Origin of the sequence: Actinacidiphila oryziradicis (assembly GCF_005047355.1) — a bacterium.
Taxonomy (GTDB): domain Bacteria; phylum Actinomycetota; class Actinomycetes; order Streptomycetales; family Streptomycetaceae; genus Actinacidiphila; species Actinacidiphila oryziradicis.
In genome coordinates, this window is the sequence record NZ_SUMC01000192.1 from 1 (window position 1) to 8,034 (window position 8,034).

The window sequence follows — 8,034 nt, forward strand, 5'->3', positions numbered from 1 at the left end:
ACGGCATCTCAACCTCCTCGGTCAACAACAAGCCGTCCGCTGCCTGCCCCTACCTCTCCGCGATCATGCCCCGCACACGAAGAAGCCCCTGCTCATCGAACAGGGACTCCCTTTGCCACAACGCACTGACTTCTCTCCAGCACTCCCCACGTAAGTCCGACGAAGGGATAGCTATGTCCTCCTCCGTGTCCATTGACCTGCCCTGGTACGCGAAGCTGGTCTTCAAGGCCGGTCGCCCCGTGGTCCTGGTGGCCGCCCTGCTCATGTCCATCCCCGGTGAAATCCACCTCGCAATCGTGGCCGGGTGGACTCCGGGCGTGGCGAGACTGATGCCGGTATGTGTGTCCGTCTACGCAGCCTGCTCTGCGGTCATCGCTGACATAGCCAAGCGGCGGAGCCTGCCGAGCCGTAGGAGTGCCCTGGTGGGCGCTGTAGCGGCTCTGGCCCTGGCGCTGTGTGCTCAGGACATCTCCCACCTGATCTCGCAGAACTACATGCACTCGTCCACCGTCCTGGTGGCGCTCGTGTCCGCCGTGCCTCCCATGGTTGTGGCCCACATGCTTCACATGGCCGCTGCACCGGCTGAGACTGCCTCTGTGGTGGAGGTTCAGGAAGTGTCTGACGAGGCCGCTGAGGGCCTGGAGGGCGACTACATGCACGATGACATGCCCGGCAACAAGAACGGCCAGCAGACGCGTCGTGGTGGCCGCAAGGGTCTGTCCGAGGAAGAGGTGGAGGCGGCCATAGCTCGACTCCGTGTGGCCGGCGAGAAGGTCAATCCGGAGAACCTTGGTGCGGTCCTCAACCGCAGCACCCGGACGGCTCGCCGCTACCTGACCAATATGAAGCGGGCTGAGGTGGCCAAGGCTGCCGACAAGGACACGGCTGACGGGATGCTGCCCATGCCGGCCATGTAGCCGGCCCCGAGCATCAAAAGACCCCCGGCCCTGTGGCCGGGGGTTCTTTATTTCATTCACCTCTACCAGGCGTTGTGCAGCGGATGTGAGCCCCTTTGGGGGTTCTTGCTGTACTTCCCCAGCTCCACCACCCCGCCCCCTGGACCCACGTTGTAGGTACGGATGGTCATGCCTGGCGTCCCCATGTCCAGTCCCCTGGCCATGCAGTCTGCGATCCACTGCCACCCCTGGGTGAACCGCATGAACACCAACTCGACGCCGTTGAGAGAGCAGTATGGCCTCAGGCCGGCTTCCTTCAGCCCAGGGCTGATCTCGTCATCCCAGATGGCGAAGCCGCGCAGAACGTCGTTGCTGTCTCGCCAAGGGACCACCGTGTACTTCATCCCACCACCCTTCTTGTCACCCCTAGCATGCCGTAGAGCGGCGGGTTATTCCACCGCTCGCAGGGTGCTCTATGCCATGGCACGGTGCGGTACATGATCGAATGGGACGAGACACGGCCGAAGTGGGAACAGGTGGCCGAGGTGATCCGCGGGCAGATTGAGGCCGGCGAGCTACCTTCTGGGGCCCGTGTGCCCTCTGTCGTCGCCCTCACCCAGCAGTACGGCATCGCTCAGGCCACTGCTCAGAAGGTCCTGGTCAACCTCAGACTCGAAGGTCTGATCAAGACAACTCATGGGATGGGTTCGTTCGTGATCTAGTGCTGTGACCACATAGGTTCACCGGTATGCCGTAGTGATCATCATGCGGCCGTGGTCGGTTGCCGCAGCGTGTGGATAATGCCTTCCGTGACTTCAGACATAGCCCGCCCAAGATGGCGGTCCGCGCTGCGAGGTTTCTTGATCTTCTTCGTGGGTGGCGGACTTGGCGACTTCGCCTTCGGGGTGATGAGGCATCGCCCGGTTGGCGGGATGGCGTGGGGCTGGCTGCTGTTCGGGGCGATCGTGAACGCGACGCTCGGCGCACTGTCCCCGGGGCGACGGCGCCGCTGAGTTCCTCTCAGGCGAGCGAAGGCGTCAGGCCGCGACGGAGAGAGGCGCCCGTCCCAGCAGTCGGACGGACGTCACTCCACATCCAACCGCCACGACCACCAACCCGGCGAAGCTATGCGGTCACAGCACTAGCGTCAGATAACTCATTCATTTCACGCCATAGGGCCCTGTTCGAGAGGGCACATAAGTCGGCCTGTCAGGGTCTGGCTCCGGACGGGGTTCCCGAGGGGCGCTTCCTGAGCACACCTCTTCTCGTGTGCCTCCAGGGCACCACTTGACGTGATCTCCGTCTCACTTTGGGCTCAAACGGCCCGAAACGCTCAGATGGTCACCGACGTACTAAGTGAGAGAGCGAGTGAAACGAGCTCTCGAACGAAGAAACTTAGAGAGTCTACTTACTAGAGTCTACTTACTAGAGACTAGAGACTAGAGACTAGAAGTAGAAAGTAGAACTGAGTATTTGGTTTCTGGCTTGGGTACCACCCAGGCTTACAGAGTTTGGTTGGGTACCGTTCTGGCAGCCAAGGTTCTGTAGTGGCCCTGGTTCCCCTTCTGCCTTTCAGCAGGGGAGCCGGGGCCTTCTCATTTTGCCCTCCGATATTCCATCTGGTCATTGGCTAGGAGTTGTGATGAACATCTATGAACCCGGACAGTGGAAGAACTACCGAGTGAATCAGGACGTAACTGCCAAGGAGTTGGCTGATCGAATGGGAGTGACGGTGACCACCGTTCACCGCTGGGAGGCCGGGACCCGGAACCCTTCCGTTTATGACGTAGTGCGAATGGCTCACCACCTGGGCATCCCGATCTGGAAGATTCTTTCTGACACGGCTAACGACGGAGAGAATCATCAGGCGATCCTCGCCTGTGAGGATATCCGGGCCGCAAAACAGGAATCGATGATGACGGCCGACCTGCATCCCGTTGGAGGCCAGCCAGAAAGGTGCTGACAAGGATCAGGACCACCGCTAATACCACCACCTAGGAGGAACCATGACTGAAGCATCCCAAGAACTGTTCTCCAAATTGTTCGAGAAGGAGATCAAGCAGGCAGTCGCCAACGCCGTACACGAGAAGCTGCAACTCTCGCGTGAAGACCTGAGCCGAATGACTGCTGAGCAGATCGTACAGGCCCGCAAGGCGGGCGTACTCGACGACTTGCTGTTCGGCCGCAACTAATATTTAAGGAGTCCAACTATGCTTTCTTTTAAGAGATTCGATCTCTCAGGCTTCGAGCTCTCCAAGGAGACGCTGGAGCTGATCCGCAAGCAGCAGGAGCTGCATGACCGGCACCGCAGTTATCGAGCGGAGAATGCTGACTGCGCGCGCCAGTACGTTACCGACAGCCGCGGGGGCCGCACCGGTGCCTACTACGTCCCAGCCCTGCGGCGGGCCGACGAGGAGTTGCGGGAGCTGGAGGCACAGGCCATCGCAGAGTCCAAGCCGCTTCCCGATCGTGAGGAGTTCATGGTCCAGGCGCGTGCCCGGGTTGCAGAGTATGAGCGACTGGAGCCTGCGCTGGCCCATGCGGTTAAGCAGGCAGAAGACCGGGTGACCGAGGCAATCAAGCATGAGCTTCCTGCGCTGGCAAGCCAAGGTTTCGCGCAGTCCGAGAAGGCTAAGAAGGAATACATCGCTGCGGTAGCCAAAGCGGAAACCGCCCGAGCCAAGATGCAGGACAGCGTCAGCCGCTTTCTTTGGGCTGTCAGTGGTGGAGAGCTGACCCGGCCTAAGTGGCGAGGGTTCTCAGGACAGCTTGGAGACGAGATCAACGCGTGGCAGACCACGCCCGACGGCAAGCTGACATATCAGTCTGCCTGGGACCTCGGGCTAGTTGATCAATACCAAGGGAACCGGGCCGAGTGTGACGGCTTCATCGCGCCACCCGAAGAAGACGCTGCCTGAGAGTTCCCGATCCGGGCCCCCTGCACATACGAGCAGGGGCCCATTATTGCGCGAGAGGTAATGTCTGATGCCAAAGTTCCGAAATCCGAATAGTCCACATTCCAGATACAAGGGTATGGTGGAGCTGCCCTCCGATCATGGGCTTCCCGTGCCTCGCATGCCGGCCGTTCGAGGCTGGACGGAGGCTGAACGGGAGCAGTGGCAGCAGTGGTGGGAGTCCCCGCAGGCCGTCATGTGGGACGAGTCGTTCATCCCGACCGTCGCCGTGATGCTGACCTACTTCCGAAAGATTATTGACGGCACGGCCACCAGCACGCATCAGATGGAGTTCCGTCACCTGGCGGGCTCTCTGGGCCTCACCGCGGAAGGTATGAAACGGCTCGGCTGGGCCTTTGAGGGGGATGCCGAATGAGCGTGCGCCGGTCGGTGAAAGCGCGTTCGGCTGCGAAAACCGCCAGCAGTCACCTGCCGGGAGTTGAGTGCGTCTGGTCCGAGCCTCAGTGTCCAGAATGCGTCTTGGAAGCCGCCGCTCACATCCAATGGCACGTCTTGAGTGGCGACACCAAGGGAGTCAGCTCACCGCACCTTTCAGAAGAGTGCCACATCTGTCGGCTGATTGAGCCGGACAGGCTCACCGCGTGGACTTGAAGCCTCGTCGTCCAGGTCCCCCATCGGTGGATCCACCCTGGGCCAGCCACGTGGACTCTCAGTGCATGCAGAGGCGAGCTGCCTGATCGTCAAATTGGTTGTCCAAGAAGTCACTTGGGCGACACCACAGCGGACTTCAAGCGGATAGGCTGGACGCATGGATCACTGGTGGTCGCTATTCCCCTCGTTGGTGGGCGTGGTGTTCTCTTCCTGGAACTTCTGGAATGCGAAGGAGGAGTTGCCCAAGGTGGGGCGCAGGCTGCGTAGGCGCCGATCTCACGAGACTCCTGAGCAGGCCGCAGCCAATATCAGGGCGTACATCAAAGCGTCAGACAGCGTGCACGGCCCTGGGCGGGGGAGAGACTCGGATGTCTGAAGCCGTCGTCCCCGAACCCAAGGCCGCTACGCGCAGGAGAACTAGCGCTACACAGAGTACGCAGAGGAAGAAGATTGCTGCGGGGGTAGGCGGAGCCAGTACCGGCACGCTGATGCTGTCGCTCGCTCACATCGTCGGCACCCAGACCGCATGGGGCGTCGTCTTGACTTGGGCTGCGCCAAGCGCAGGGGCGATGACCGGGGTTGTTATTGCCCTGGCCAAATCCCAGTGGGAACTCGCCCTGATGCGCTGGAACGAGCGGCAGGATCGTAAGGCAGACGAGAGGGCGTTCCAACGCGACCTCAAGATAGTTGAGAAGTACGCAGAAGATCCGACACTCAGCGATGAGAATCGGGCTGCTCTAAAGCGGGAAGTCCAGGAGGCCAAGAAACTGTGGGCTGACAGGCACATGGACCGCATCCGCAAATCCCTCGGTGGCACTTGACCGGAGTACCGCTACTCATGGGGGACCGAGAGCAGTCGGCACCTCATGAATATTTTCATTGGCAAAAGCGACCGAAGGACGGCATCCCCGGCGGGTCCTTTGTGATTGATTTAATGGAATACCCCCACCCAACTATCTTTCGTGAATGAATTAATTGATCGGACTTAATTAATTCACGCAGTAGCAAGCGAATGGGGGCGTCTGCGATTACGCTTCGTGATCCTGTTTCATGGCTTCATCACGTCCCAAAATATGAGACCGCTCCCAGGGCCATTCGGCTGTATAACCCTGTAGCCCACAATTTCATGCAGCTCCTTGTACCATTCTTGATTTCGTTCGGGAAGTTCAGCCGTCCACTTCTCCAACCACTCGTCTTGGGTCATAACCTTTCCTGATCACTTGGACATTAGCGGAGAGGTTTTAGAAGCCTCTCGGCGTGAGCACCGGAACGCTACCCCGCCTGATGCCGCCCGCACAACCATCTGTCAAGCGCCCTCGTGAGGCCGTGAATGAATTAATTAATTCCCGAACTTGCCTTCCTGGGAAACTTCCACATAGAATCGGCGCGATCAACGCTGGAAGGAGGCCCGTGAGAACGAAGCTGGTAACGGCCGATGATCTGTACTCGATGCCTAGAGAGGCCGAGTACGCTGCCTTCAAGTGCCTTACGTGTCACATCAAGGAGATCGCGGTCCACCTGGCCCAGGACGGCACGCTGTACCACCTGGACGGCGAGGACAGGCACACCAACCTCACCGCTTACGCGGTGAGGCCTGACAGCATCTTGACCCTGAGGGCGCCGAAGGAAGAGGCCGAGTACCTGGAGCGGCTCAACCAGCAGGAGTGAAGACTCCCCGCTGGGAAGGCGCGAAGAGTGGTGCAGCGCCGGCGGGAAGCCTGGCGGTGGAGACCTTTCCTCGTTCCCGGCTTGCTCCCCCGCCGGATGATGCGATGCCAGTGACTGTAGCGGGGCGCTGCCGCTACGCTGCGCGCATGATGGCAGACATGCCCTACGACGACATGAACGAGACCCAGTTCGAGGAGTTCTGTTTTGAGCTCATGCGCGACATGGGTTTCGTAAACCTAGATTGGCGCAAGGGCACAGGGTTGGCAGCCAGCCCCAGCGACTCGGGGCGTGACATCGTTGCGCAACTCCCGCGCGAAGAGTTGGACGGGCGCCACTACCTGGAAACCTGGTTCGTCGACTGCAAGCACTACCAGCGCGGCATTCCACCGGACAAAATCACGAGTCTGCTGGCATGGGCAACCGCAGAGCGGGCCGACGTGGCATTGGTGATCGCCAGCAACTATCTCTCGAACCCGTGCAAGGACTTCCTGAAGTCGTACGAGACAAACAACCGGCCGCCGTTTCGGGTGCGCTACTGGGAGCGGCCAAACCTTGAGCGCCTCCTTGAGAGCCGCGACGAATTCATCATCCGGCACCTACAGTCGAAGCGGCGCACTGAAGCCGAAATCATCGAGGCGGAGCAGGAGTTCTTTGACCGAGTTTGGTACAACCGGAAGATGGTTCTAGAGGAGCGAATAGCGGCAGGCGATAAAAGCATTCCCGAGGAGCTCATCGCGACCATGCGAGCTGCCTGTCGGGAAATGGAGGCAAAGTACGGTGAGGGCAATCTAGGCCCTTACTCCGACTTTGAGTGGGGCATGGTCAGCGGCAAGCTGTCGGCACTCCGCTGGGTATTGGGAGATGAGTGGGACAACCTTGATTCCTAGCGAGAGGTGTTAGAATACCCGCCATAACGGAAGGCAACTCACATGCAAGAACCTGTGCCGCTCCCAATAGTGGCGCTCGACCTGTCGTCAGCGATAGACCTTGGCAGCATAATCGCAATCCTTCAAGATCTGAACTTCGTGAATGGTTGCTGCTCTCACCTGCTGAGCTTCATGGCAAGGCCGGAGGATGAGCGCGATGGTGTGGTCATAGATGCTTTGTGGTCAGCTTCAGTAATTGCCTACGCGCGTTGCTTTAAGGACGGCAAGCGAGAGCATCGCCTTCAAGACAGCGACGTCTCTTTCCTCCTGATCGAGGGCGATGGGGACGCCGCCTGGCGGAAGTGGGCGGACGAGCACGAAATGGGTGAGTGGCAAGGCTGATCCGCTGCAGCCGTGAAGGCGTAAGAAGAGTGGATGTGAAGTGCCAGCGGCGGAAGACTGACCTGTTGGCTCCTCGAAACAGGCTTAGCAAGGCAACACATCACCCAGACCGAAGGCCCTGGAGCGATCCAGGGCTCTCGCATTTCACGATATAGGCCCCCGGTCGGCACGAGCTGCGGGGCCTTAACTATTTGGAGGCAGGAAATGACTTTGGAGAATCACACCTTTGACCCGTTCTCCGAGGCTTCTCCCTGGGAGGCCGCATACCGTGAGGCCGAGGCAGAGCGGGACGCTCAGAAGGCCGCTCGAATGTCCGCAAAAGAGGCTGCGGCCACTGAAGTAACCGACAAGCCTGCCAGGGCCGCAGGGAGCCGTACGGAGGATTCCGGGGCTAACTGGGAGAACATGACCAAGAGACCGATGGACTGGCAGCGCCAAATGATTTGCCTGGACATCTCCACTCCTGCCAAGATCCTGGGCATTGCTATGAGCCACTACTGCGGCCCTAACCTCGATTCGTCAGCGGGATTCGGTCGCTGACCTGCTCGGCGGTTCGCCCCGTAATGTCCTCGGGCCGTTCGAGGTGGGCCGTCGCGTGACGCCGCGGGTGCGCCGGGTTCCACGGGCCCGGAGTGC

The 8,034-nt window shown here is 60.0% G+C and carries 12 protein-coding genes; 11 read left to right on the top strand and 1 reads right to left on the bottom strand.

Annotation, left to right across the window (positions count from 1 at the left end):
- Positions 1 to 173 precede the first annotated feature (173 nt).
- Positions 174 to 917 carry a hypothetical protein gene (locus FCI23_RS52590; RefSeq protein ID WP_136731041.1) on the top strand — a complete coding sequence of 248 codons (744 nt, stop codon included), beginning with the start codon at positions 174 to 176 and terminating at the stop codon, positions 915 to 917.
- 62 nt (positions 918 to 979) lie between these two features.
- On the opposite strand, the gene FCI23_RS52595 is transcribed toward FCI23_RS52590, so the two are convergent.
- Complete coding sequence (locus FCI23_RS52595; protein ID WP_136731043.1) at positions 980 to 1,300, bottom strand: hypothetical protein; 321 nt, start codon at positions 1,298 to 1,300, stop codon at positions 980 to 982.
- A 93-nt stretch (positions 1,301 to 1,393) separates the two neighbouring features.
- Here FCI23_RS52595 and FCI23_RS52600 point away from each other — a divergent pair, with 93 nt between their 5' ends.
- The 10 genes from FCI23_RS52600 (at position 1,394) to FCI23_RS52645 (ending at position 7,398) form a co-directional block, all read left to right on the top strand.
- Positions 1,394 to 1,618 carry a GntR family transcriptional regulator gene (locus FCI23_RS52600; protein WP_136731045.1) on the top strand — a complete coding sequence of 75 codons (225 nt, stop codon included), beginning with the start codon at positions 1,394 to 1,396 and terminating at the stop codon, positions 1,616 to 1,618.
- A gap of 87 nt (positions 1,619 to 1,705) precedes the next feature.
- A complete protein-coding gene (locus FCI23_RS52605; protein ID WP_136731047.1) occupies positions 1,706 to 1,909 on the top strand; it encodes a hypothetical protein in 204 nt (67 codons plus the stop codon).
- Positions 1,910 to 2,538: 629 nt separating this feature from the next.
- Positions 2,539 to 2,859 (top strand): helix-turn-helix transcriptional regulator, encoded by a 321-nt coding sequence (locus FCI23_RS52610; protein WP_136731049.1) that lies wholly within the window; start codon positions 2,539 to 2,541, stop codon positions 2,857 to 2,859.
- 43 nt (positions 2,860 to 2,902) lie between these two features.
- Positions 2,903 to 3,088 (top strand): hypothetical protein, encoded by a 186-nt coding sequence (locus FCI23_RS52615; RefSeq protein ID WP_136731052.1) that lies wholly within the window; start codon positions 2,903 to 2,905, stop codon positions 3,086 to 3,088.
- An 18-nt stretch (positions 3,089 to 3,106) separates the two neighbouring features.
- A complete protein-coding gene (locus FCI23_RS52620; RefSeq protein WP_136731055.1) occupies positions 3,107 to 3,814 on the top strand; it encodes a hypothetical protein in 708 nt (235 codons plus the stop codon).
- Positions 3,815 to 3,971: 157 nt separating this feature from the next.
- Positions 3,972 to 4,226 carry a hypothetical protein gene (locus FCI23_RS52625; protein ID WP_136731058.1) on the top strand — a complete coding sequence of 85 codons (255 nt, stop codon included), beginning with the start codon at positions 3,972 to 3,974 and terminating at the stop codon, positions 4,224 to 4,226.
- Positions 4,227 to 4,830: 604 nt separating this feature from the next.
- On the top strand, positions 4,831 to 5,283 hold the full coding sequence (locus FCI23_RS52630) for a hypothetical protein (protein WP_136731061.1): 453 nt from the start codon (positions 4,831 to 4,833) through the stop codon (positions 5,281 to 5,283).
- Positions 5,284 to 5,872: 589 nt separating this feature from the next.
- On the top strand, positions 5,873 to 6,130 hold the full coding sequence (locus FCI23_RS52635) for a hypothetical protein (RefSeq protein ID WP_136731064.1): 258 nt from the start codon (positions 5,873 to 5,875) through the stop codon (positions 6,128 to 6,130).
- 158 nt (positions 6,131 to 6,288) lie between these two features.
- Complete coding sequence (locus FCI23_RS52640; RefSeq protein WP_136731066.1) at positions 6,289 to 7,017, top strand: restriction endonuclease; 729 nt, start codon at positions 6,289 to 6,291, stop codon at positions 7,015 to 7,017.
- A 69-nt stretch (positions 7,018 to 7,086) separates the two neighbouring features.
- On the top strand, positions 7,087 to 7,398 hold the full coding sequence (locus FCI23_RS52645; protein ID WP_136731069.1) for a hypothetical protein: 312 nt from the start codon (positions 7,087 to 7,089) through the stop codon (positions 7,396 to 7,398).
- Positions 7,399 to 8,034: the final 636 nt, after the last annotated feature.